The 22,814-nt window shown below is 63.2% G+C and carries 19 protein-coding genes; 6 read left to right on the top strand and 13 right to left on the bottom strand.

Annotated features, from left to right (window positions below; genetic code table 11):
- Positions 1–29: 29 nt before the first annotated feature.
- Both G8O24_RS27425 and G8O24_RS27420 read right to left on the bottom strand, forming a co-directional pair.
- Entirely contained in the window at positions 30–494 is a 465-nt protein-coding gene (locus G8O24_RS27425) for a nuclear transport factor 2 family protein (protein WP_188104789.1), read from the bottom strand.
- A gap of 142 nt (positions 495–636) precedes the next feature.
- On the bottom strand, positions 637–1,647 hold the full coding sequence (locus tag G8O24_RS27420) for a LysR family transcriptional regulator (RefSeq protein ID WP_188104787.1): 1,011 nt from the start codon (positions 1,645–1,647) through the stop codon (positions 637–639).
- Between the two features lie 308 nt (positions 1,648–1,955).
- On the opposite strand from G8O24_RS27420, the gene G8O24_RS27415 reads away from it, so the two are divergent.
- From G8O24_RS27415 to G8O24_RS27395, 5 genes are all read left to right on the top strand, one after another.
- Positions 1,956–2,576 carry a glutathione S-transferase family protein gene (locus G8O24_RS27415; protein ID WP_188104785.1) on the top strand — a complete coding sequence of 207 codons (621 nt, stop codon included), beginning with the start codon at positions 1,956–1,958 and terminating at the stop codon, positions 2,574–2,576.
- On the top strand, positions 2,569–4,668 hold the full coding sequence (locus G8O24_RS27410; protein ID WP_188104783.1) for a 2Fe-2S iron-sulfur cluster-binding protein: 2,100 nt from the start codon (positions 2,569–2,571) through the stop codon (positions 4,666–4,668). The genes G8O24_RS27415 and G8O24_RS27410 overlap by 8 nt, the downstream gene beginning before the upstream one ends.
- A 374-nt stretch (positions 4,669–5,042) precedes the next feature.
- The gene (locus tag G8O24_RS27405; protein ID WP_061979636.1) at positions 5,043–5,684 is read left to right on the top strand and encodes an NrsF family protein; all 642 of its coding nucleotides are present in this window, start codon (positions 5,043–5,045) and stop codon (positions 5,682–5,684) included.
- A 169-nt stretch (positions 5,685–5,853) separates the two neighbouring features.
- On the top strand, positions 5,854–6,156 hold the full coding sequence (locus tag G8O24_RS27400; protein WP_061979637.1) for a type II toxin-antitoxin system Phd/YefM family antitoxin: 303 nt from the start codon (positions 5,854–5,856) through the stop codon (positions 6,154–6,156).
- Positions 6,153–6,635, top strand: a complete 483-nt coding sequence (locus G8O24_RS27395) for a type II toxin-antitoxin system VapC family toxin (RefSeq protein ID WP_188104781.1) — start codon at positions 6,153–6,155, stop codon at positions 6,633–6,635. Before G8O24_RS27400 ends, G8O24_RS27395 begins: the two co-directional genes overlap by 4 nt.
- 394 nt (positions 6,636–7,029) lie before the next feature.
- Here the strand turns inward: G8O24_RS27395 and G8O24_RS27390 are convergent, their stop codons facing one another.
- The 3 genes from G8O24_RS27390 to G8O24_RS27380 form a co-directional block, all read right to left on the bottom strand.
- Complete coding sequence (locus G8O24_RS27390; RefSeq protein WP_188104779.1) at positions 7,030–7,551, bottom strand: YkgB family protein; 522 nt, start codon at positions 7,549–7,551, stop codon at positions 7,030–7,032.
- Between the two features lie 40 nt (positions 7,552–7,591).
- A complete protein-coding gene (locus G8O24_RS27385) occupies positions 7,592–8,143 on the bottom strand; it encodes a MarR family winged helix-turn-helix transcriptional regulator (RefSeq protein ID WP_202988777.1) in 552 nt (183 codons plus the stop codon).
- 412 nt (positions 8,144–8,555) lie between these two features.
- Positions 8,556–9,482 (bottom strand): ArdC family protein, encoded by a 927-nt coding sequence (locus G8O24_RS27380; RefSeq protein WP_188104777.1) that lies wholly within the window; start codon positions 9,480–9,482, stop codon positions 8,556–8,558.
- Positions 9,483–9,851: 369 nt separating this feature from the next.
- Between G8O24_RS27380 and G8O24_RS27375 the strand changes: the two genes are divergently transcribed.
- Positions 9,852–11,318 carry a replicative DNA helicase gene (locus tag G8O24_RS27375; protein ID WP_188104801.1) on the top strand — a complete coding sequence of 489 codons (1,467 nt, stop codon included), beginning with the start codon at positions 9,852–9,854 and terminating at the stop codon, positions 11,316–11,318.
- A 109-nt stretch (positions 11,319–11,427) separates the two neighbouring features.
- On the opposite strand, the gene G8O24_RS27370 is transcribed toward G8O24_RS27375, so the two are convergent.
- From G8O24_RS27370 to G8O24_RS27335, 8 genes are all read right to left on the bottom strand, one after another.
- On the bottom strand, positions 11,428–12,015 hold the full coding sequence (locus tag G8O24_RS27370; RefSeq protein ID WP_188104775.1) for a hypothetical protein: 588 nt from the start codon (positions 12,013–12,015) through the stop codon (positions 11,428–11,430).
- Between the two features lie 754 nt (positions 12,016–12,769).
- Positions 12,770–13,180, bottom strand: a complete 411-nt coding sequence (locus G8O24_RS27365; RefSeq protein ID WP_244646008.1) for a hypothetical protein — start codon at positions 13,178–13,180, stop codon at positions 12,770–12,772.
- Positions 13,177–14,064 carry a DUF7007 domain-containing protein gene (locus G8O24_RS27360; RefSeq protein WP_188104773.1) on the bottom strand — a complete coding sequence of 296 codons (888 nt, stop codon included), beginning with the start codon at positions 14,062–14,064 and terminating at the stop codon, positions 13,177–13,179. The genes G8O24_RS27365 and G8O24_RS27360 overlap by 4 nt, the downstream gene beginning before the upstream one ends.
- The gene (locus tag G8O24_RS27355) at positions 14,061–14,537 is read right to left on the bottom strand and encodes a UCP036055 family protein (RefSeq protein ID WP_188104772.1); all 477 of its coding nucleotides are present in this window, start codon (positions 14,535–14,537) and stop codon (positions 14,061–14,063) included. Before G8O24_RS27355 ends, G8O24_RS27360 begins: the two co-directional genes overlap by 4 nt.
- A gap of 90 nt (positions 14,538–14,627) precedes the next feature.
- The gene (locus G8O24_RS27350; protein WP_188104770.1) at positions 14,628–16,304 is read right to left on the bottom strand and encodes a ParB N-terminal domain-containing protein; all 1,677 of its coding nucleotides are present in this window, start codon (positions 16,302–16,304) and stop codon (positions 14,628–14,630) included.
- 259 nt (positions 16,305–16,563) lie between these two features.
- Positions 16,564–21,660, bottom strand: a complete 5,097-nt coding sequence (locus tag G8O24_RS27345; RefSeq protein ID WP_188104767.1) for a helicase-like domain-containing protein — start codon at positions 21,658–21,660, stop codon at positions 16,564–16,566.
- A gap of 106 nt (positions 21,661–21,766) precedes the next feature.
- Entirely contained in the window at positions 21,767–22,165 is a 399-nt protein-coding gene (locus G8O24_RS27340; protein ID WP_188104765.1) for a DUF3085 domain-containing protein, read from the bottom strand.
- Positions 22,166–22,173: 8 nt separating this feature from the next.
- Positions 22,174–22,776 (bottom strand): DUF1419 domain-containing protein, encoded by a 603-nt coding sequence (locus G8O24_RS27335; RefSeq protein WP_188104763.1) that lies wholly within the window; start codon positions 22,774–22,776, stop codon positions 22,174–22,176.
- Between the last annotated feature and the right edge of the window lie 38 nt (positions 22,777–22,814).

Genomic DNA, 22,814 nt, shown 5'->3' with positions numbered 1-22,814 from the left:
TCGTGGCCTCGCCACGAAATGAGCGGGGGCTACAGTCCCAGTTCGCTAAGGGAGGGATGATCGTCCGGCCGACGACCCAACGGCCAGCGAAACTTGCGATCGGCTTCGACGATCGGCAAGTCATTGATGCATGCGAAACGCCGATGCATCAAACCATCCGGCGCGAACTCCCAGTTCTCGTTTCCGTAGCTGCGAAACCAGTTTCCGCTGTCGTCATGCCATTCATAGGCGTAGCGGACGGCGATGCGGTTATCGGAAAATGCCCAGAGCTCTTTGATCAGCCGGTAATCGAGCTCTTTTGCCCACTTGCGTGTGAGGAAGGCAACGACCTCGCTTCGTCCATTCACGAATTCCGCGCGGTTTCGCCAAACCGTGTCCTGCGTGTAGGCCAGCGAGACCTTTTCGGGATTCCTCCCGTTCCAGCCGTCTTCGGCAAGGCGGACTTTTTCGACAGCGCTCTCTCTGGAAAATGGGGGAAGTGGGGGTCGGGTCATGGCACTCGTCTTCTCGTTGATTGGGGAGAGGAACGTAGATGGCCAGCCGTATTGGTAAAATACTGTAGAGTTGGAACGTGATCTTCCATTTCTTGGAAGGACGTGGTTTGCCCCCACGACAGACCGGACGCGCCGCCCACCATTAAGCTGACTGGTCGGCCGCCTTTCGTGATTTGCGCGGCCCAGTGCTGGCCGCCGATGCTGTGTCAGCTTCGTTCTCCTCCGCGCGCCCTTGTGGCTTTGCACTCCGTGATTTGGCCTGAGAGAGACTCGCCCGCAATCGTGGGGTCATAAAGTCAAGGAACGCGCGAAGCTTGAGAGGAATCATCCCTCCGCCGCGGTAGACGAGACTGACGGGAATTGGGGGTGGTTCGAAATCTTCCAGAATAGTGACGAGCTCGCCTTTACGAACGGCATCTTCGACTTGATAAGACAGCACTCGCGTTACGCCGGCTCCGAGTTTTGCTGCGTCGATCGAAGCTTCCGCCGTCGTCGCAATAAGCCTGGAATGGACGGGCACCACTACCGGCGCCTTTGCAGTCCCGAAATTCCACGATTGCGGGTTGGATTGTCCCTCGAATGTGATGCATGAAAGCTCACTTAGGTCGGCAGGCTTTGCGGGAGTCCCGTGCTTATCGAAATAGGCTGGGCTGCCGCACACGACGCGCCGTATTTCACCAACCTTTGTCGCCAGAAGCGTGCTGTCGGGGAGCAGACTGATGCGCAGGGCCGCATCGATGTGCTCTTCCATAAGATTTGTGACCCGGTCGGCAAGTGCCAAGCGCACGTCGACCTCTGGATAGGCTTCGAGAAATGCCGCGATTGGTGGCACCATGTGCAGCCGTCCAAACACAATAGGCGCCGTGACGACGAGGTCTCCGCGTGGTGCGATGTATTCGCCGGCAGCGGCGCGCTCTGCTTCGTTGATCTGCTGGAGAATACGTTTGCTCGCGGCGACGTACGCTTCGCCGGCGTCCGTGAGTGTCAGGCGCCGGTTTGAACGGTTGAGAAGTTTTGTTCTTAGGTGGGCTTCGAGGTCCGACACCTTCCTGCTGACGGTCGCCAGTGGAACGCCGAGCGCCCTTCCGGCGGCAGACAGGCTGCCTTTTTCCACGGTGGCGACTAGCAGTGTCATTGCCTCGATTCGATCCATCTAACTCTCACATTTTGGAAGCGCGCGGCGGGAACAATACACTTGCATGGGGAAATCGGAAGGAGGGGTCGCCGTTTTTAGGTCGAATCGCAAAAAGGGCCGAGCAAACGGCCTGATTTGTAAGGCCCTTAGAGCGAAGAAATACCGCTTCCTTCCACTCTTTGGAAGATTGGCTTCCAAACTCACGTAATTCCTGAGGGATACGGAAGCGCCTATTTTCGCCCGGCTCGTAGGTGCTGGACTCGGTCTCCGGTGCCGGTTGGACGCATCGCTTTTTCGATGGTCCGCGGTTTTCTCAGGAGGTTGACGTGAAGCTTTACTACCTGTCGTTATCCGGTCATTCGCATCGCGCCCGCTTGTTCCTTTCGATCCTTGGCGCCGACGTCGAGCAGATCGAGCTTGGTGGCGGAGCCCTGCGCACGGCCGAGTTTCTGCACATGAATCCATTCGGACAGGTGCCCGTGCTTGTCGATGGCGATGCTGTCATTGCGGATTCCAACGCAATCCTGGTGTATCTCGCCAAGAAGTTCGACAGGAAGGACTGGTTGCCGGAGAGCGCTGTGGAAGCCGCGGCCGTTCAGAAATGGCTTTCTGTTGCGGCCAACGAGATTGCGAACGGGCCTTGTGCGGCGCGTTTGATCACCGTGTTCAAGGCATCGTTCGACCCGGAGGACACGATCGCCAAAGCGCACAAGGTGCTGCGGCTTGTCGAGCAGGCGTTAGCTGGGCGGGATTGGATCGCCGCGAAAGGACCGACGATCGCGGACATCGCGCTGTACAGCTACACATCGCATGCCCCCGAGGGGAATGTGGATCTGTCGGATTACTCGAATATCCAGTCATGGCTGGCCCGAGTTGAGGCGCTCCCCGGCTTCCTTCCGTTTGCGGAAACGCCGGTTGGCCTTAGAGCGAGTGCGGCCAATGGCTGACGTGGTCGACCGGCCTCAAGCCGCACCGGCTGAGAAGAGCCGGCCGGTCGACACGCCCTCTATTTGGCATGCGGGCGAGATGGCGCTTCAGGAGACGGTCGGCGTTCGACGCGCCATGGAACGTCAGGGCGCCCAGGTTATTCGCGACCATCTGATCGATCAGCATCGACTTTTTTTTCCGCTGCTGCCGTCGATTATCATCGGAGCCGTCGATGAAAACGGTGATGTCTGGTCGACGATGAGGGAAGGCCCGGCGGGCTTCTTGTCCGTGGCCGACTACAAGACCCTTGAGATCGCCGCGGCGGTAGACGTTTCGGATCCCGCCGAAGCGGGACTTTCCGATGGATGTTCCGTCGGTCTGTTGGGTATTCAGCTGGGTACACGCCGGCGCAACAGGCTGAACGGCGTCGTACGCGATCGCGGTGCAAATGGCTTTAGCGTCGGTGTGCGAGAAAGCTACGGAAACTGTCCGCAGTATATCCAGCTGCGCAATTATTCGTTCGAACCTGCGCCTGCGAGCCGTCCTTCGCGCCAGGAGTCAGCCGAGCTCAGCGACGTTCACCGTGCGATGATCGCCGCCGCCGATACATTCTTTGTCGCCTCCTATGTCGATCGCGATGGCTCCCGGCACGTTGATGTCTCTCACCGGGGCGGCAAACCGGGCTTTGTGCGCGTCAACAAAGACGGCTCGCTCACGATCCCCGACTTCGCCGGGAATCTGTACTTCAACACGCTTGGCAATATCCTGGTGAGTGGTCGCGCCGGCTTGTGTTTCCCCGACTTCGAATCGGGATCACTCCTGCAGATCACCGGAAAAGCGGAAGTGTTGCTGGACTCCCCTGAGATCGCGCTGTTCCAGGGGGCCGAACGGTTGTGGCGCGTGTATCCCGAGCGCGTCATCTATCGCGCCGGCGCGCTGGCGTTGCGGTGGACGAAGGTAGAGGGCGGTGAATCTCCCAATAGCTTGATGACGGGCAGTTGGGATGAGGTGCGAGACCAGCAGGCAGCATCGAAGGAAGCTTCCTCCTGGAGGCGGTTCCGCGTTGCTCGTCGGGTTCGGGAAAGCACGACCGTTAGCTCGTTTTTCCTGGAGCCTGCCGATGGCGAGGTTCTGCTTCGTCACAAGGCAGGTCAGTATTTGCCGATTAGGGTACACATCGGCGACCAGGATGCCCCCGCCATTCGCAACTATACCATTTCGGCTGCGCCGTCTGATGGCTGTTATCGGATCAGCGTGAAGCGCGAGGGTGCGATCTCGTCTTTCCTGCATGACCGTTGTGACGTCGGCACGATTATCGAGGCACGCGCCCCGGAAGGTAGTTTTGGTCTGCGTCCGGCGGGAAAGAGACCATCGGTGTTGGTGGCGGCCGGTATCGGAATTACGCCGATGATCGCCATGCTGCGCCATCGCCTGTTTGAGCGACAGAGGACGAGATCTGCGAAACAGACGTGGCTTTTTTATTCGTCTCGTTCGGTAAGCGAGCAGCCTTTCGATCGCGAGCTTCACGCGATCGCGACGAACTCGACTGACTGGCTGCGCGTTGTTCGGCTTCTTTCCAACACCCAAGGCGCCATGGCGGCTCGAGACTATGAGTTGGGAGGACGACTGACGGCGGAGGTGATAAAAGACGCGTTGCCGTCGTTGAATTGTGACTTTTACCTGTGTGGACCGCCAGGCTTTATGCAGGACATGTATGACGGGCTGCGTGCATTCGGCGTGTCGGACGATCAATTGTTCGCTGAGGCCTTTGGACCGGCCGCGTTCCGTCGACATGGTACGGAAGCGCTTCCGCCGCTTCCGAGCGCTTCGACGAAACCGGTGAGCGTGGTATTCTCCAAAAGCGGGACAGAAGCAGTTTGGGAGCCGGAATCGGGCACGTTGTTGGAGCTCGCAGAGCGCGCCGGTTTGACGCCCGATTTCAGTTGTCGGTCCGGATCTTGCGGCACATGCAGGGCAATGGTCAGCCAAGGTGAGGTGACCTACGAGAACCGCCCGGGCTATGAGACACGGGATCAGGAAGCTCTCTTATGTTGCGCTTTTCCGGCGGAGCGTCCGGCCGGCGATCGTCGACCGCTGGTCATTGAGCTGTGAGGCGGCGGCAGGGACAGCGAGAGACGAGCGGCGGAAGCTGCGCCTGGTGAGAAGTTGCATTTTGGCAGAGAGCGTTGTGGCCCAGCAGACTCTCGGCCGCGCTGCCGAACTAACTTTCGCATCATAACTCTGTAACAAAGCGGCGTTCGGCAACGAACTCGTTATTGTAGCCGTTACGCTCCCATGCCCAAGGGCGTCAGGGCGGCCGGATATCCGACCGGGGCTATATGTAGCCCTTGGGTTGGCTGATGAGGCGGTGATTCTTGTGTTGCAGGCGGTCCGTTTACCGATGAAACGGACATCGAACCTGAGGCGCCGCCAATTTCCGGAACGCGGCCTGTGGCGCAGTGATGTCAGGGCCGGAAAGTTGGGCGATGCGAACAGAAGCTCTTGTCAAGACGCTGTCGGAAGATTTGAAGCCGGTGCGTCCCCGAAGTTTCAGGCGCGATGCCGTCATCCTGGGCGTCGTGGCAATCCTGGAGTTCGCGGCCTTTGCCGGGGCTGGCTTCATGCGCCCGGATCTCTCGCACGCGATGCATATGCCATCCTTTTGGTGGAAGTTGGCGAGCATGGGGGCAATCGCGATTTCAGGCGCAGCCGTTGCATTGTTCTCGTCTGACCCCACGAAATCACCGAAAGCCGGCCTTCGATGGCTTGCGATCGCGGTCGCGCTAATCTTCGCCTCCGGATGGTTGATAGATGCCCTGGAAGGCGGTTTTTCTGAGCTTGTGAGGCGACTCGACTGGCAGATGGGCCTTCAATGCACCTGGAAGATGGTGACCCTCTCCGTGCCGTTGGTTGTCGCGTTGGGTGTTCTCATTCAACGCGGCGCGCCCACGGATCGGTTCGGGACATCGTTGGCAGCGGCACTTGGATCGGCCGGGTGGGGCGCTTTTATTTTCGTCTTTGCCTGTCCCTCGGATGACGTCCTTTATATCGCAGTTTGGTATTCTGTCGGTTGCGCGATCGTGACGGTTATTGGCAGGCTGATACTGGCGAGGCTGGTTCGCTGGTAGCCGTTGGCGGAGGGTGCGCCGGGGCTGGCCTCCGCCCCGCCGCGGGGTGGATTTTCCGGCTTTTTCTCGCTTCAGCCAACTTTCCATCTGGCGTTTTGCCCGACGGCCCGGTCTGGAAATCGTGTGTGGCCCATGCTACATATCTGACTAGCTGACTAGGTAAAAGCCAATGGCCAAACGCGCAGAAGTGACGAAAACAAAACGACCTGTAAGGCGAAGGCTTGCAGGACGATGGAAGCTGGAGGATGCCAAGGCCCGCTTCAGCGAGGTGGTGCGGCACGCTCGCGAGGAGGGGCCGCAACGCGTGAGCGTGCGTGGGCATGACGCGGTTGTCGTGATGAGCGTGGAAGAATTTGAGCGCCTGACGCCCGGCAAACCGCGCGCACCGTTCGTCGAGTTCATGGAGAGCCTGCATCTTGGCGGGCTCGATCTCGACCGTGAGGCCGATCGGGGCCGGGACGTCGAGCTTTGAAAGGCTGGCTGCTCGACACCAACGTCGTCTCTGCCCTGATCAACCCCCGTGGTGCCCCTTCGGTGAAGACCTGGGCATCGGCGCAGGACGAGGAAACATTCTATATCAGCGTCCTGACGCTCGCCGAGTACGACAAGGGCATTCATAATCTTCCGGCGGATCATGAAGATCGCCCGCGTCATATCGCATCCAGAGATGCGCTTGCGGAACGGTTCGGACCAAGAGTGCTTTCCCTGGACGATGACAGCGTCAGGCGCTGGGGACGTATATCCGGCGAAGTGAAGCGAACGAGCGGACATCCGCCGCCGGTGATCGACGCCCTGCTCGCCGCGAGCGCCATTGAACACGATCTTTATCTCGTCACGCGGAATGTGAAGGATACGAAGCCGACGGGGGCGACCGTCTACGATCCGTGGAACGACGACGTGAAGATGTTCCCGTTGAGCCCACGAGCTGGACGGCGACCAACGGCAACCTGAGAAAGAGGCAAGCGCCGTTTCGGAATGACCTATCCTCACTGATTTCAGAGAGCGAGTTCGAAGCCCCTCTGGGTTCGGTCAGTCCAGGGCCACTTTCGCGTCCCGGCCGCCCTGCGACGGGAACGTCTCGACGGAATTTTCGACCGGCAAAGTGGGGAGTAAGCGGAATTCACTGCGGGTGTGTGGCACTGGTAGCGGCATAATCGATTTCGAGCCTAATAGAGTCGACGATCAGGGCGTTACGGGGTTGAATTAACGGAGACTAGAGAACCTATCAGGTCGAGCATCATGACGGATAGGAAGCCCCCCAACTGGCACGAAAACCTGCGGGTACACCTCGTAGCCGGCTACACCGGCTGTTGCAGCGACAAACGCCGCAACAACCGGTCAGTCGTCACAAGTTTCCGTTTTGAGAGTTTTCGGCTTTGAGCCAAGGACCTTGCACCGATGCGCAGAGGAGGCACAACGATGCAGCAAGCAGGACGAGATCCTTCAGTAGAAACTGGCCGGGCGCAGCTGAGATCGCTGGAAATCCCCCGGCCGTCGGCTCTGCTACGCCGGGCGTGCTTATGAAGAAGGTTATCGTAATGAGATAGGTTATCGTAGACATCGCTGCTCCCAAGGCAGAAAAGACCGGCTTGATGGCACCGGCGATGAGGGCGGCGGCGGTCGATAGCTCAAGAACGCCGATGATGTAACTCGCCCCCTGGATGCCAAACAGAATGTGCAGCCAACTCATCAAGGGGCTGTGCGCGATGAACGGTGCAATGCCTTGTGCTTCATAGGCAGTGAATTTCATTCCGCCGAACCATAGAAAGATCACGACCAAAGCCCATCTGAGCAGTGCCAGAAAGGAGAGCGAACCCACTCCTCTTTCGGCAATTTGCAGGCGGAACCGGTTTGCTTGAGTGGTCATTTGCAGCTTCCTGTCTGTATTGTGCAACCTTGTTGAAAAATCAGCTTCGGAGGCTCGTGACCGGGCCACCGGCAGGTTCGAGCGTACCGAAGACCTCCATTGGGCAATCGGTGCAGTGACGCTCGTCGCAGAAGCGGCATGTCGTCAGCGCAGTGAGCGCGTTCTCGGGCAGCGAGCCGGCAATCGTTTCAGCAACGCGTTCGAATGCAGCTAGATCTTCTGGCGTCACTTGATCAAACAGAGTTGCCAACGCAGCGCTTCGCAAAGCCAGTAGCTTGTGTCTTTGGCGCATACCGCCCGTCGTCAACGCCAGGCACATAATCCTGCGGTCGACGGCCGACGGTCGCTTCTCGACGAAGCCCTTCTCGACAAGACGATCTACGAGGCGAACCGTGCCGGCGTGAGACAGGCGAAGAACGCGGCTAAGTTGATCGATAGACATAGTTGGAGCGTGGCCGATCACGTTCACCGCCGCTGCCGTTTCTCCCCCAAACGGCACGGCCTCAGAGACAGCCCGACGCATCCGGTCGGACACGCCTAGTGCTAATGCGCCCAAGAGGTTCACCATCCGATCTGTTGCCTTGAGTGCCATTGGAGACCGTGCCCTCCCGTCAAATAAATGTATGAGTCATGCATATATTATATTCGCGCGGCATGAGCAAGACTAAGAAGCGATCGGTAATTCGGGCGTAGGCATCTAGGCGTGAGTTTCTTTTTCAATCGCCTTTATGAACGTCCGTTCGGGACGTCGCGCCGATTTTCGCCTTGTCACGGCGGTCCATCGCAACGGAAATCAGGAAGGCAGCCTTGGGGCTTTACGAAGGGCAGCGAAGTCGTTGTGCCCAGTCTTGGGGGAGAAAAGCAGCGCGCGCTCCTTCTTCCCATTCCATTTCTGGGGAGCGGCTGTCTGACAGTTTTTGTCGACGCGGTGCGCTGATCGGCCAGACTGCGACACAAAAAAGGGCCGCCCCGTTTGGGGCAGCCCAACCGACGCGAGTGACGGATCACGCTGCCTCCCGCGCTGCGGCTTCTGCCGGCTGGAGACCGTGCAGGAAGGCGGCGGCGCGCTGCGCGTGTGCGGCGGCCTGGAAGACCGCACGCTTATCCCCTTGCAGGACCTGCAGCCACGATTCAACGTAGCTTGCATGGTCGGGTCGCGGTTCGAGCTCGGGGACGATTTCGAGGTCGGCGCAGATGAGCGCAGATCCGATCTCGGCGACGAGCTCTTCGCGCGCGCGTTCGGTGCGATCCTTCGCATAGCGACTGAGATCGCGCCCGACACGGCGCGGATCGGCCGTCCAGTGCACATGCTCATGGCTCAGCACCGCCACGTAAGACGCGGCGTCGCGAAACGTCTCAAACGGCGGCATCTGGATATGATCGCTCGACGGCGCGTAGAAGGCTCGCGCGCCGCCGTGCCGGACCACCGAGCCGGTATTGGCGAAGAAGCGATCGGCGTGATCGATCCGCTGGATCGGATCGATCGTCGGCGCCGGCTGCCTATAGAAATGGTCGGGCAATCCGGCGATCTGCTCGACATTGAAGACCGAATAGGTCTTCAGAAACGGGATGTCGCGTTCGACCTCGCCGCCATTGCCGTCGGTCTCCGTCCGGGTGAAACGGCTCGCATAGATGACGGTCGCACCTGACTCGCCCTTGCGGACATGGGCATCGAGCTCGATCGCCTGCTTGAACGTCATCCAGGTTGGCGATGTGAAACCCCGCGCGAGCGCTTCCGACCAGAGCAGCAGCACGTTCATGCCGCTGTAAGGTTCGCCGTTGTGGCGCAGCGGCCGGGTGATGCGCCGTCCCGCGTGGCCGGCGCTCCATGGTTGGATCCAGGGCCGAACACCCTTTTCGAGATCCGCGACGATGCGATCGGTGATGCGCGCGTAGACGTCGGCGCGTGAGCCTTCTTTCTTCTCAGTCATTTTCCTGAACCTCCGTTTGGAGGTCGCGCCGATCGCGACCCCGTCACGGCGGTCCATCGCCAGGGAATTCAGGGACGCGGCGCACCCTTGGGCCGCAACGAAGTGGAGGGCGGCGAAGCCGCTGCGCCGTGCCCCGGCCCTGGCAGGACCAAAAGCCGGACGGGTCGCGAGGGTTTTTCCCTTTCCCGTCTTTTCCCTCGGCGGAGTGGCCTGCGCGTTTGCGATTCGACGCATCGTGCAAGCAATTCTTTTCAGAAGCGCGCGGAGTCGGCTCTCCTGTTCATCGTGCGGAGCGGGGCGAGAACAGCTAGCCTCGCGCAACGGCACGGCGATTCGGCTGCGCCGCCAAGTCACCGACACGAGAAAGCGATGGCAGACGCGGCTCGACGGCTGGAATTGGCGAAGATCGCGCAACCTCAGACGTTGCCGCACAATATCGAGGCTGAACAGGCATTGCTCGGCGCGGTGCTGATCAACAATGCCGCATTTTTCAACGTGTGCGATTTTCTCAAGCCCGATCACTTCTACGAGCCGCTTCATGGCGCGCTCTACGAAATCGCCAGCGGGTTGATCGGCGCGAACAAGACGGTCACACCGATCACGCTAAAGACTTTCCTGCCCGTCGATCTCGACATCGCGGGTCTATCGGCTTCGCAATATCTCGCGCGCCTCGCTGCCGAGGCGACCACAGTCATCAACGCGGCTGATTACGGACGTACGATTTATGATCTGGCGTTGCGGCGCGAACTCATCAATGTCGCCGACGACATGCGCAGCGCCGCCTTCGACGCAGCGATCGATGCCGAACCCTCGCAATTGATCGAATGGGCAGAGCAGCGGCTTTACGATGTCGCCGAGACAAGACGCTTCGGCGGCGGATTCGAGACGTTCGATTCGGCCCTTTCCGTTGCTATTGATCGCGCGGCCCAGGCCTATCAAAGCGATGGGAGGCTTTCCGGCCTGCCGACCGGCTTGAGGGACCTTGACGCGAAGATGGGCGGACTGCAGCCGTCGGATCTCATCATCATCGCGGGCCGACCGGGGATGGGAAAGACGTCGCTGGCGACAAACGTCGCCTACAACGTTGCGCGGGCATATCAGGCCGCGTCGACTGTCGATGGCCCGCGGAAGGCAGCAGCGGGCGGAATCGTTGCTTTCTTTTCGCTTGAAATGTCGTCCGAACAGTTGGCCACACGCGTCATGGCCGAACAGGCCGAAGTGCCGTCATCGAGCATTCGCCGCGGGACGATCGATGAACGCGACTTCGAACGGCTTGTCGACCGCCGGAATGCGATGCGCCGCATTCCGCTCTATGTCGATCAGACCGGCGGCTTGACCGTCGCGCAACTGGCGGCGCGTGCCAGGCGTTTGAAGCGCCAGCGCGGGCTTGACCTCATCGTGATCGACTATCTTCAACTGATGCAGGCGCGGACCATTCGCGCTGCCCAGAATCGCGTCCAGGAGATGACCGAGATCACGACAGGTCTGAAGGCTCTGGCCAAGGAGCTCAACGTCCCCATCATCGCGCTCTCGCAGCTGTCGAGGCTGGTGGAGAACCGCGAGGAAAAGCGGCCGAAACTCTCGGACCTGCGGGACTCCGGATCAATCGAGCAAGATGCCGATGTCGTGCTGTTCGTGTTCCGCGAGGAATACTATTTGGAGAACCGGGAACCGAGGCCGGGCACCACAGAACACGCAAAGTGGGAGGCTGATCTTGCGGCCGCGCGTGGCAAAGCCGAAATTATCATCGGCAAGCAGCGTCACGGGGCGACGGGCTCGGTAATGCTGTCGTTCCAGGGCGAGTTCACGCGCTTCGCCGATCTGCAACGCACCTGATGCGCCGTAAGCGTACGGATCACACATAAAGGCCGCTCTCGGAGAGCGGCCTTTATGCGTGTAGGGAAGTAGCGCGGGACGGGCGAGGCCGGAGCCTCGCCCGGTGCGATCAGCCAAAGGCGGCCAACTGCGTCGCGGCGGCCTTGCGATCGAGCGTGTGGCCGGGATTTTCGACCGGGCGCTCGAACGGCTTCCAGCGCTCGCCGACGACGTGCTCGTAAGCAGCGACGGCGCCCTCGGCCGCCATGCGCAGGGCGTGCGACTGCAAGGCCATGTCCGCGGCGAATTCGCGCTTGCGCTGCGCCGTGCTGTCGAAGCCGACGGGACCGTCGAGATCTTCGTCGCGCAGTTCGTTGGACGCCTTGGCCGTCGCGTCGCGGGCTTCGGTCACCGCGCGGCTGTAGAACTGACCGGCGCCGTGCGCGGAGCCGACATAGGCGCCGACGATCCGCTGCAGATGAATCTGCATCGCTCTCTCGCCGAGGCCTTCGCTGAGGCTGTCGGCCGTCTCGACGATCATGCGCTGATGGAGTTCGCGGATCCCGTCGCTGTCGAGAACGGGGAGACCGAAGCTCTCGGAGATGAGCGTCGCCTGGGCGGCGTCGGGGCAGGCAAGCCTGACCATTTCGAGCGTGGTGCTCTTGCGGAGCTGGACGACCTTCGCGGGCTGACGTTGGGTGCGAGCGGCCTTGGTCATGAGAACTTCCTTTCCTTCGGTTCGCCTGAAGGCCCGGATCGGCTCCTGCCGGTCCTCCCTTCGGGTGCGATCGACCGAAACCGGCGGAATGACGGGCGCTTCAGGGTCCGGGGCGGCTGGATCGAGCAGAGCGGGTTTGCGCGCAAGCAGGGCCTTCAGCCCTCGCGCGGCGCGCGGGCCCGCCGTGCCGAGATCGGCAGCTCCGGCCGCAACGCGGCGCGGCACGCGGCCTTGAAGCGACCGGCCGCCGGTTTAAGAGCGCAACAAAACCCGAGGGGAGGCCCGCTGGGCCGGAACGCCCATCAACAAGCGAAACCGAGAGGGAAGGGCCTCATGCCCCGCCGCACCCCAACGCAGGCGGCCGACCGCGACGCATGACACCCGCTGGACCGTCCGCGGCTTTCGCAACGTCCTGGCACCTCATCGCAGACAGCCGGCACTCTCTCCCGGCTGCGCCTGCCGGCGCGGCACCAGCGCCAATCGTCTCGCCGACAGCCCCAGCGGAGGTTTCCATGAGGCGGATGCATCCATCATCGGTAAGGTCGCCGCCATTATCGGAGCCGCCGACAATGGACGTTCTCAGCCGCGCACCCGACGCTGTCGCAGGCCACTGCGATTCCAACGTTGCGAAGGCGCCGAACCGGGTAGCGTCAGGGGCGACAGCCTGCGCTCCCTCACGCGCCGCTGACAATGGCCGGCGCGCCGTGCCGGCGGCGTGGGCTCTCTGCTCGACCCGCACGCCGTCGGATGCTGATCATCGTGAGATCGACGAGCCCGTTTCCGGCCACAGCGCCGATGCCGGGCCGGCATTGTGATGGTGCATCGTCGCGTCGATGCGCTCGTGGCGGGCAGAGGATCGCCCGTCTTCGATACCAAGGCGCTGACGCAGCGCCTCGATCGCATGGACCTGCCGCGCGAGCTTTCGGGCCAAGGCGTCGATTTCCGGTTGGCGTTCCGCCGTGAGCGCTGCCAGCGTCGTGCGATATCGCTCGAGAAAGGCACCCGGATCCGGCGGCTTGCCGCGACGATAACCGGACTGCTTGCGCCCTAGCGACGGGATCAGCGCGGTCATCCTCCGCGTGATCTGCCGATCGATTATGTCGAGCTGGCGCTGCGTCTGTCGCTGCGCCTCCTCCATGCGGTGGAGAAGATCGGAAGGGGTCATGCCGCCCTCCCTGGCTGCCAGCCGATGAAGTCGGACTCGCCACCATAGACGTCGTGGCGAGCGGGATCGATCACGAAGCCGAAGCGGCCGACGCGATATTCATCCGAGGGGACGAGGAAGCGGCGTTCCTCGGTCCCAAAGCCGCGCTTGCCGCCCGGCGTTGCGACAACCTCGACGAAGCCCACAACGTGCTTCGACGTGATCGCCGAAATCACGATCCAGTCGTGGACATGGGCCGCTTCGAAGGCCCGGCGATCCTTCTCGTGCGATTCGCCCGGCATGAGGATCGTGCCGAAGATCGTCTCCCAGGCGTCGGGCCAGCTGTCCTTGATCGTGCGCTCAGCACAGCGTCGCTCGAAGGCGGTGAAGAGATGCGGAAAGGTGATCGCGACGATCGCCCACTCGGCATCTTCTTCGTACCATCCGCCGGCCGAGCGCAGCATGCGATGGACCTTGCGGTTTCGCTCGGCCGAGAGTTTGAAGCCGCCATGCCCGGCAGTCGAATGCGACGTGACACCCTCGGCGTAGATTGTTGCACCCTGCGAGGTGCCCCACGGCGTATGGGCACGCGAATATTCCTCGACACGGCCGAGCATCTTGCGCTCGCGCTGATGTTCGGCGTTTTCGAGCACGCGCGCGCGAAACGCCGCCTCGTCGGCGAGCTCGCCGGAGTGCCCGTAGAAATCGGCGCGCGTCCACTCGCCCATCGCTCGCGAGAGCCGCCACGCGGTGACGAGATAGTGCCGATCGTCGCGCGCCATCGCCATGGCGAACGCCGTGTCGCCGACGAGCGCGACAGGCATGCCGTCGGCGCTTCGGCCGAAAGAAACCCCCGGAAATCCGGGGGTCTCGGTTTGAGGACGGGCAGGGGAGGGAGCGTTCATGCCGCGGTCCTCCCCTCGACGATATCGGCGCCGACCTCGTCGGCCGTCACCTCCTGGAGCACGGCGCGCGGATAGCCGTGGCGCGTCAGCCATTCGCGGGCGTCGGTCTCGTGTGCTGCGAGATAGACCAGTTCGGCGTCGTCGCCAGCGCGATCGAAGACGCGGACCGATCCGATCGCCGGCCGTTCGACGATGGTGAACGCCAGTCGCGAGTCGAGCGAGAAGGTGCGATGGACGCGGATCGCAATGACCCCGCCGGCGCCATGGTCGGCCTCGTGCAGGGTGAAGCATGCCGAGAGCGATAGGTTGCCGACGCCGCGCGCTCCCTGTTTGCGGATCAGCCGGCCGCGGCTGTTGCTGGTCTGCCAGGCGGCCAGCTTCTTGTTGAAGCGCGCCGGCGGCTGCGGCGTTCCGTCGGACCAGGCGACGATGGACCCGATCGGTGCGTTGTCGAAGATTGTGTGCGCGGACATGGTGTCCTCCTTGGATTGCGCGGGTGTGGAAACGACACCGCCGCCGGAGACCGGCGGCGGCGAACCGCTCGAAACGGTGGGAGCGCGGCGCTATTCGGCCGCTTCGCGGAAGGCCTCGGCGTCCTCGTCGAAACCGCCCTCGCCGATGTCGGCGATATCCTCATCGGCCTCGTCTTCGTCTGCAGTCGCCGCGCGCGAGGACAGCCAGTCGGAGAGCTTCGCCGGATCGGGGGCGAAAAGTGCGGAGGGATGGACGAAATGCGCCTCCTTGTAGTGCTCGACGAGTGCGGCGCGTGTGTCCTTCACGCGCTGGCGCGGCAGGACCGGCGTATCCTTGCACGAGCCTTCGAGCGCCGGCCGCGACAGGCACGAGAGGAAATCCTCCGTGCCCATGTTCGGCAGGAAAGCGTCGGCGCCGATCATCTCGCCTGCGATGCGCGCGACGATTCCGCTGTTGGTGGCGTTTTCTCGGCACGAGAAAACGTCGACCAGCATGGTGCGGGCTGCAACACGCAGCGTGTCCATGTCGAAGGCGAGCTTGCCGTCGGCGTCGAACAGCACCGCCGCGTTCTTCGCCAGCCGGCTGTGGCCGTGATAGACACCGCCGCTCCCCGTCGTCACCGAGACGTTCTGGCCGGCAAAGGCGAGGATCAGCAGCGCCATCAGCGCGTCGTCCTCGATGGGCGCGCGGCCGAGCGCTTCGCGCAGCGCGTCGGTTCGGTAGTCGCCGATCATCTCGACGCCCTTGCGCGTCACGTCGGGACGCGGCCTCGACACTTCACCGACGTCCTCCGGGGCGTTATCGGCGCCCGCGTCCTTGCCGCCTTTCGGCTTCTTGGCTTCGGGCATGCGGTAATGCACGCTCTGCACGCGACCCTCGCGGTCGAGGTACATCGCGGTGCAGTCGGACTTGGTCGGCTTGCCGTAGACGCGCTCGGCCTTCGGCGGCAGCTTCACCTCGCCCCAGTTCGTGGTTTCGGCGATGACGCCCTTCTTGGGCAGGTTCGCCGTCATCCATTCCTGCTGCGCGCCGAGGAAACCCTCGACATTCGTGGTGTAGCGGCTGTCCTCGTCGGCCGGCGCGAACAGGTCCTCGACCCACTGGATGCCGTAAGCCTGGGCGAGATCGTCGCCGAAGCTCGCATGACGCGCAAACATGCGGGTCTTCTGCAGCCCTTGCGCCACGCTCCACCACGAGACCTGCGGGTCGCCCTTCGACGGCTTATGCTTCTTCCAGACCTCTTTCTGCTCGTCGAGCGAGGCCGCCGCGATCGTGCGCAGCTGCTGCTCGTTCGGCATGTCGCCCTTGGCCATGTTGTCGAGCATGGCCGGCAGGACGTTGGCGAGCAGACGCAGCTTCTTGATCTGGCGCACGGGAAGCGCAAGCGCCACGCCGATCGCCTCCTCGGTCCAGCCGAGCGCGACCAGACGCTCGATAGCCCGCCATTGGTCGACGGGGTTCATCGGCTCGAACGCGATGTTGGTGACCATCGATCGCATCGCGCCGTTGTCGTTCGCCGCCTCGTCGACAAGCACGTCGATTTCCTCGAGCCCCGCCGCAATCGCCTGCTTCACGCGGCGATGTCCGGCATTGATGACGTAGCCGTTGCCGCCGCCGATTTCGGGCGTGATGACGGGCGGCTGGACGATGCCGACTGCCTTGATCGTGGCGAGCAGCAGCGCGTCGGCCTGTGGCGTCGATTTCGTCTGGCGCAGGCGGTCGGGGTTTTCCTTCAGCGCACGCGGATCGACCTTGATGAGATGCATGGGAATGCTCCTTTTGGGGGTTTCGGACCGGCTCTGCCGGCCCTTTCTCGTCTTCTTCCCGAAGACACCCCCCGGCCCGCGGAGCGGGCGGGCCGGTGCAACTGCGGCCGAGCATCCCTGCCCGGCAGGACCAGCAGGGCCGAAGCCCTGCGCAGGACGACGGGCCGGGATGACGCAGGCCGTCGGTTGAGCGTCAGCGTCGACGGCCCGCCCGATCTGCGAGCGGGATTTTCCCCTTCTTTCCTCTCCATTTTTTATTTCAGGCGGCCGCCGCCATCTCGCCGCCGCGTCCGCCGTCCTCCGCCAGAGCCTTCTCGACCTCCGCGAGCTGCCGGCGCTTGTCGGCGAGCTCGCTCGCGAAGGCGAATTCACCGCCGTCGCGCGATGCATAGGACGCCAACCGCCGCCGGGCATCGGCAAGGCGCTGCGACATGCGTTCGCGTTCGCCCTCGAAATCGTCGAGCGCGTGCTCGAGGCGAGCGATGGCGCCGAGCGGCGTCACCGTCACGGGAAGCTCGATCTCGTAGTCGGCGCCGGTTCGCTGCAACATCGTGGTGTAGCGGTAGCCGTCGCGCCCGAAGCGTTCGCCGCAATATTCGACGTCGAAGCCGCCGATCGATGCGATCGCGCTTTCGCCTTCTTGCTGGAGCTGGACCAGCGTCAGGATTTCCTTCAGGAGCGCGCGGCCTGCGAGCTTGCGCTCGCCGTGTGTGTCACCCGTCACCGTCATGGTGAAGGCGTCGCCGGCGGTCGGACGGCGGCGCGCGATGTCCTGTGCAATTTCGCCGATGCGACGCGTCGAATATTCAATGTCGCGTTCGGCGTCGCGAATCTGGCGCCTCACCGCGTGCTGATCATCGATATGGGCGGCGCGCAGGCGTTCGAGCCGCGCGATGTCGGCCTCGAGCCCGGCCTTCTGCATCAGCCGCGGGTCACCCGACGCGATCGCTTTGGCCATTGCGAACTGGTTGGCCTGGCTCTCGCCCATGTCCTCGAGCCTGCGGATCGAGGTGTCGCCGGAAAGAGCCGCGGCGATGAAGCGCGCTTTACGCTCGTTGTTCTGCCACATCTGCGCGTCGAGCGAGCCCTCGGTCGCATAGGCGAAGATATCAACCTCGTCGTGCTGGTTGCCCTGGCGCACGATGCGGCCCTCGCGCTGCTCGATCTGCGACGGCAGCCACGGCACGTCGAGGTGATGCAAGGCCTTGAGGCGCAGCTGCGCGTTGACGCCGGTCCCCATCGTGTCCGAGCTCCCGATCAGGAAGCGGACCTTGCCGGCGCGCACGTCGCCGAACAGGCGCTGCTTCGCCTCCGACTTCTTGAAGTCCTGCATGAAGGCGATTTCGGATGCCGGCACGCCCATGCGGACGAGCTCGTCCCGAATCCAGCGATAGGCCGAGAAGCCGCGCGACTTCTCGACACTGATGGTGCCGAGGTCCGAGAAGATCATCTGCGCCGCGCCAGGCAATTCGAACGGCTTGCCGTCGGCGCGAACATAGGTGCGCTCGGCGGTGTCGCTCCAGATGCGGAAGGCGTTGCCGACGAGCTGGTTCAGCTTGTTGTCGGCCTCGTTGTCATTGTCGGGATCGACCAGGCGCAGGTCGATCGCCGCGTGCCGCCCATCGGTGATGACCGACAAGAGGATGTCGTCGCCGGGCTCGGGCGCACGGTCGCGCTCCTCGATCGCCTTGATGCGCTCGCCAAGCAGCGTCTGGTAACGCTTGAACGTAGGGGACGGCTTTGCTGTGAGGATCTGCCGTCTGCCGGTCGAGATCGCCGGCACCTTGACGTATTGGCGCAGGTCGTCGGGCATCACGACGTCCGCGATGGAGCGGAACATCGCGATCAGTTCGGGAACGTTGACGAAGGTCGCGAAGCGCGTGACGGGCTTGTATTTACCCGATGGCTGCAGCTCGAGCTCGGTCGAGACGTCGCCGAAAGTCGATGCCCAGGCGTCGAATTCGTGCAGGCCACGTTCGAGCAATGCCGCATATCCGAGATAGCGCTGCACGGAGAACATCTCGCCGAGCGTGTTGGTGATCGGCGTGCCGGAGGCGAGCACGAGCGCACGGCCCGGATTTTTCATGTCGACGTAGCGCGACTTGACGAACAGGTCCCACGCGCGCTGCGAGCCGTTCGGATCGACGCCCTTCAACGTCGACATGTTGGTCGCAAAGGAGAGCTTGCGAAACTCCTGCGCCTCGTCGACGATGATCTGGTCGATGCCGATCTCGGAGATGGTGAGCAGGTCGTCCTTGCGCGTCGACAGCGCCTCGAGCCGCTCCTTCAGGCCCTCCTTGAGCCTTTCGAGACGCTTGCGCGAGACGCGATCGTCGCTTTCGACCTTGGTCAGCAGCGTCTCGTAGAGCTCAAGCTCGTCCTGGATCATCTGTTGCTCGAACGCCGAGGGCACCGAGATGAAGCGGAACGCGCTGTGTGTGATGATGATCGCGTCCCAGGTCGCGGTCGCCGCGCGCGACAGGAAGCGATGACGCTTATCCTTGCTGAAATTGGTCTCGTCCGCGACCAGGATCCGCGCGTTCGGATAGAGCGCGAGAAATTCGCGCGCCGCCTGCGCCAGGCAGTGGCCGGGAACGACGATCATCGCCTTGGCGATCAGGCCGAGCCGGCGCTGCTCCATGACGGCGGCCGCCATCGTCATGGTCTTGCCGGCGCCGACAGCGTGCGCGAGATAGGTCGAACCCGCCGAGATGATGCGCCAGATGCCGCGTTTCTGATGCCCATAAAGAACAAAGGCGCCAGAGGCGCCGGGTAGCTTCAGATGCGATCCGTCGAAGGCACGCGGCGCGATGTTGTTGAAGCGGTCGTTGTAGACGCGCGCCAGGAGATCGGTGCGATCGGGATCGGACCAGATCCAGCGCTGGAATTCGTCCTTGATCTTCTGCAGCTTCGTCTTCGCCGCCTCGGTGTCGACGACATTGAGGACGCGGCGCTCGCTGTCGCCATCCTTCACAGTGTCGAAGATCTGCGGCACGCGGCTGTTCAGCGCGTCGGCGAGAAGTTCGCCGGCATGCCGCCGATCGGTGCCCCATTCGGATGTACCGGCCGCCATCCAGCCGAGCTGGCGCGCCTCCACCGTCCACGAGGCGAGCTCGGGCATGTGGTGGATCTTGATGTCGGCGCTCATCGTCTCCTTGACGAAAGCGACGATATCGGCGGCCGGGATCCATGGCGCGCCGAGCCGCGCCGTGATGTCGGACGGGCTGAGATCGGCGGGCTGGACGCCTTGCAGCGCAGTGACATTGCGCTCGTACTCTGCGTCGAGTGCGGCCGCCGCTTCTGCCGTTTTGAGCTTGTCGCGCACAGGGCCTGACAGATAGGCGTCCGCTGTCTGCCATGAACCGTCAGCCGGATTGCGGAAGATCGCGCTGCCGAGCTCGGCGACGACATCCTCGTGTTCGCGATGCAGCAGTTCAGCGATGTGGTCGAGATCGACCCGGCCACGCTCGTTCAACACCACGGCGAGCGCATCAGCTGCGCTGGTGATGACCGGCGGCGCCGGCGGCGCAATCACGCGCTCTGTGAAGATCGGCCCGGGTTTGGCGGTGTTCGTGTCGAGATCGTAGTCCTCGATCGAGGCGACCAGCCAGCAATCGGGGTCATCGAGGAAGGGCTGCAGGTTCGGCCGGCGATGTGTCTCGCGCACTTCGCCGGTCTCGTCGTCCTCGGTCATCGAGACCGTCGTGAAATTGATCGGGCCGAAATCGCGCACGAAGTTCGACCAGGCGATGCGCAGACGAACCTGCGCATCCTTCCACGGCCGGTCGGCTTCCTGGCATTTAAGGACCTCGCGAACCGCATCGCGGATCGGGATCAGCTTGCCGATGATCCGGATGTGCTTTTCGGGCACGCCCTCGGCGCTGCGGCCCTTGCGGACCTTGACCGCGACCGGCCTGCCGTCGAGGACCTGCATGATCCCATTGGCCTTGTCGGCGACGTAGCTGCCTTCGCGCACATGGCGATCGGCCGGAGAAACGAGATCAACGGACTCGTCATCTTCGTCGCGATCGGCATCGATGACGTCGGGCTCGCCGTCGTAGATCGCCTCGGGGAGAAGGGCGATCGCATCGGGAAGGAGAGACTCGAGCGCCTCGCCGGCACGCGGCAGGCAGGTATAGGTCTCGCCGAAGGGACCGGACGTCAGGGCGTGCGTCCCGAGCACGAAGGCGGGGTGCTGCGCGAACCAGCGGTTCACGCGGATCGCGCTCTCGTCCTCGCCTGCCGGGCGTAGCTCCTCGGTGTCGAGCCAGGATGAATCGCCTGCGGCTTCGCCGATCTTGCGCTTGCGGAAGAAGAGGAGGTCGACCACGACATCCGTGCCGGCGGCCGCGCGGAAGCTGCCCTCGGGCAGGCGAATGGCCGCGACGAGATCGGCCGATCCGGCGATGTGCTCGCGCGCGGCGACATCCGCCTTGTCCATCGTCCCGTGAGAGGTCACGAATGCGGCGAGCGCGCCGGGTTTGAGGAGATCGATCGCACGCGCAATGAAGTAGTCGTGCAGGCGAAAGCCCTTGGAGCGATAGGCGCGGTCCGATCGGACGGTGCGGTCGGAAAAGGGCGGGTTGCCGATCGCCAGGTCGAAAGCCGCCGGCAGTTCGGTGCGCGCGAAATCGCCGGTGAGGATCCGCGCCCGCGGCTGGAGCAGCCGGGCGATCCGCGCCGTGACCGGATCGAGCTCGATGCCGGTGACATGCACGATGTCGCACAGTCCTTCCGGCATCAGCGCCGCGAAAAGGCCCGTGCCGATGCCGGGCTCGAGCACGCGGCCGCCACGCCAGCCGAGACGCTGCAATGCCGTCCAGATCGCCCGCACGATCAGCTCGGGCGTGAAATGGGCATATTGCGTGCAGCGGGAGAGCGAGGCGTAGTCCAGTTCGCCGACCGCATCTTCGAGCGAGGCGCCGAGCTCCTGCCAGCCGTCGCGGAAATCGAGCTCGCCCGGCCGGCGAAAGACGCCGTTGGCGAGATCGGACGCGCCAAAACCGGTGAAGCGGATCAGCTGCGCCTGCTCCTGCGCCGTGGCCGGGCGTTGATCGGCCTCGATCTCGGCCGCGAGCCGGATGGCGGTGATGTTGTCGCGCCCGCGATCCTTCCATGTCCTGGCAAGCAGGCGATCGCCGACGAGACGGAAGTTGGACCCGCGCGCGGGACGAACCAATGGGGTGGCGCGTGCGCTGACCGCAATCGGAAGCGCCGGAGCCGGCGTCGAGGGATCGGGCTCATCATCGTCATCGTTGGCGAACGTTCCGCCAAAGGCGGTTACGCCGAGGCCGAAGCCTGACGAGAGAGCGGTGTTGCCGAAAAGGTCGAGAGTGAAGGGATCATCGTGCGCCATCTTAATGTCTCCTGTGTTGAAGGCGCGCGCCATCGATCCCGCCGGGGATTCCGGCTGGCGCGATGGTCGCGAGAGGTTGAGGGAACGGGCCGCGTGGCCCGAGCGGTCAGCGGCGGATCGGCGTGATCGATATGCTGTCGTCGGTCATCGCGATCGTGAGGTGGGTGGCCGAGGCAAGTGCCTCGATCGACCGCACGAGTAGTTCGGCGTCGAGGAAGTCGATGCCGTCATCGCCGCCGAAATACTGGCGCTTGTAGTGCCAGTAATCGGGATTGACCTTCGGATCGCATTCCTCGGCATAGATGACGAGGGAGCGTTGCCCATCGGCGAGCTTGCCGTTGGACATGATGTAGACGCCTTCGTCGCCCACCAGCCAGACGCCGGGCTTCTCGTCCTTGCCGGGCGCCAGGCCGTAGTGCGGGTTCCGGAAGCCGCCATTCATGCGGGCGTCGATCCGCCCGCGCGTGATCACGGCATGGATCGCCGTCACGGAGAAGGTGAACATCGCGGCACCTATGCCGCGATCGCGTCGGGCATGTAGCGCAGATGCACCGGCAGCTTCACCGCGATATCCGCGTCGGTCAGCCGGTCGAGCAGCCTGAAATCATGGCTTCGATCCTGGCCGTAGACGATCACGATGCGCTTGCCGCGCTCTGCGGCGGGAAAGCGCCAGTCGGCATAGCCGCGATAGGGATCGTGGGTGCTCGACCAGATGTGCTCGATGCGCTCCTCCCGCGTCATGGCGCGGACCGGACGTGACTCGCGCTCGACGATCGCGGCGCGCATCCGCTCGGCCGACTGCCGGTCGCCGAGGTCGCAATAGCCGTGAAAATAGCGGACGCGGCCGTCGATCTTCAGCTCGAAGAACACGCTCGTGACGCTGCCGGTGAGGAATTCGCGCATGGCGAACATATCGCCGCGCATCCACAATGGCGGCAGGATCTCGAACATGTAGTCATGCTCGGCTGCGCCGATCTCGAACCACTCGCCCGCGTAGAGCGCGGTCGCGTCGTCGTCCGTGCGGTTCGGTCGCTCCTTGTGCCGATCGAACATGCGGAACATCTGCCGGCGGTCGGCGGGGCCTTGATAGACCTTGCGGATCGAAGAGGGGGTCATGGTGGGCTCCTTTCAGCCTCGTCGGGCCGGAGCGCGGC

It is taken from the genome of Bradyrhizobium campsiandrae (genome assembly GCF_014529705.1).
Classification (GTDB): Bacteria; Pseudomonadota; Alphaproteobacteria; order Rhizobiales; family Xanthobacteraceae; genus Bradyrhizobium; species Bradyrhizobium campsiandrae.
The sequence above is the reverse complement of the archived record's forward strand: the minus strand, read 5'-3'. Positions and strand labels throughout refer to the sequence as shown.

Bases quoted from the DNA above. Each gene is read 5' to 3' on its own strand.
- G8O24_RS27420 (WP_188104787.1), bottom strand. From the start codon at position 1,647: ATGGATCGAATCGAGGCAATGACACTGCTAGTCGCCACCGTGGAAAAA.
- G8O24_RS27355 (WP_188104772.1), bottom strand. From the start codon at position 14,537: ATGTCCGCGCACACAATCTTCGACAACGCACCGATCGGGTCCATCGTC.
- G8O24_RS27425 (WP_188104789.1), bottom strand. From the start codon at position 494: ATGACCCGACCCCCACTTCCCCCATTTTCCAGAGAGAGCGCTGTCGAA.
- G8O24_RS27350 (WP_188104770.1), bottom strand. From the start codon at position 16,304: ATGCATCTCATCAAGGTCGATCCGCGTGCGCTGAAGGAAAACCCCGAC.
- G8O24_RS27335 (WP_188104763.1), bottom strand. From the start codon at position 22,776: ATGACCCCCTCTTCGATCCGCAAGGTCTATCAAGGCCCCGCCGACCGC.
- G8O24_RS27400 (WP_061979637.1), top strand. From the start codon at position 5,854: ATGGCCAAACGCGCAGAAGTGACGAAAACAAAACGACCTGTAAGGCGA.
- G8O24_RS27385 (WP_202988777.1), bottom strand. From the start codon at position 8,143: ATGGCACTCAAGGCAACAGATCGGATGGTGAACCTCTTGGGCGCATTA.
- G8O24_RS27410 (WP_188104783.1), top strand. From the start codon at position 2,569: ATGGCTGACGTGGTCGACCGGCCTCAAGCCGCACCGGCTGAGAAGAGC.
- G8O24_RS27380 (WP_188104777.1), bottom strand. From the start codon at position 9,482: ATGACTGAGAAGAAAGAAGGCTCACGCGCCGACGTCTACGCGCGCATC.
- G8O24_RS27405 (WP_061979636.1), top strand. From the start codon at position 5,043: ATGCGAACAGAAGCTCTTGTCAAGACGCTGTCGGAAGATTTGAAGCCG.
- G8O24_RS27345 (WP_188104767.1), bottom strand. From the start codon at position 21,660: ATGGCGCACGATGATCCCTTCACTCTCGACCTTTTCGGCAACACCGCT.
- G8O24_RS27340 (WP_188104765.1), bottom strand. From the start codon at position 22,165: ATGTTCACCTTCTCCGTGACGGCGATCCATGCCGTGATCACGCGCGGG.
- G8O24_RS27365 (WP_244646008.1), bottom strand. From the start codon at position 13,180: ATGACCCCTTCCGATCTTCTCCACCGCATGGAGGAGGCGCAGCGACAG.
- G8O24_RS27390 (WP_188104779.1), bottom strand. From the start codon at position 7,551: ATGACCACTCAAGCAAACCGGTTCCGCCTGCAAATTGCCGAAAGAGGA.
- G8O24_RS27370 (WP_188104775.1), bottom strand. From the start codon at position 12,015: ATGACCAAGGCCGCTCGCACCCAACGTCAGCCCGCGAAGGTCGTCCAG.
- G8O24_RS27375 (WP_188104801.1), top strand. From the start codon at position 9,852: ATGGCAGACGCGGCTCGACGGCTGGAATTGGCGAAGATCGCGCAACCT.
- G8O24_RS27360 (WP_188104773.1), bottom strand. From the start codon at position 14,064: ATGAACGCTCCCTCCCCTGCCCGTCCTCAAACCGAGACCCCCGGATTT.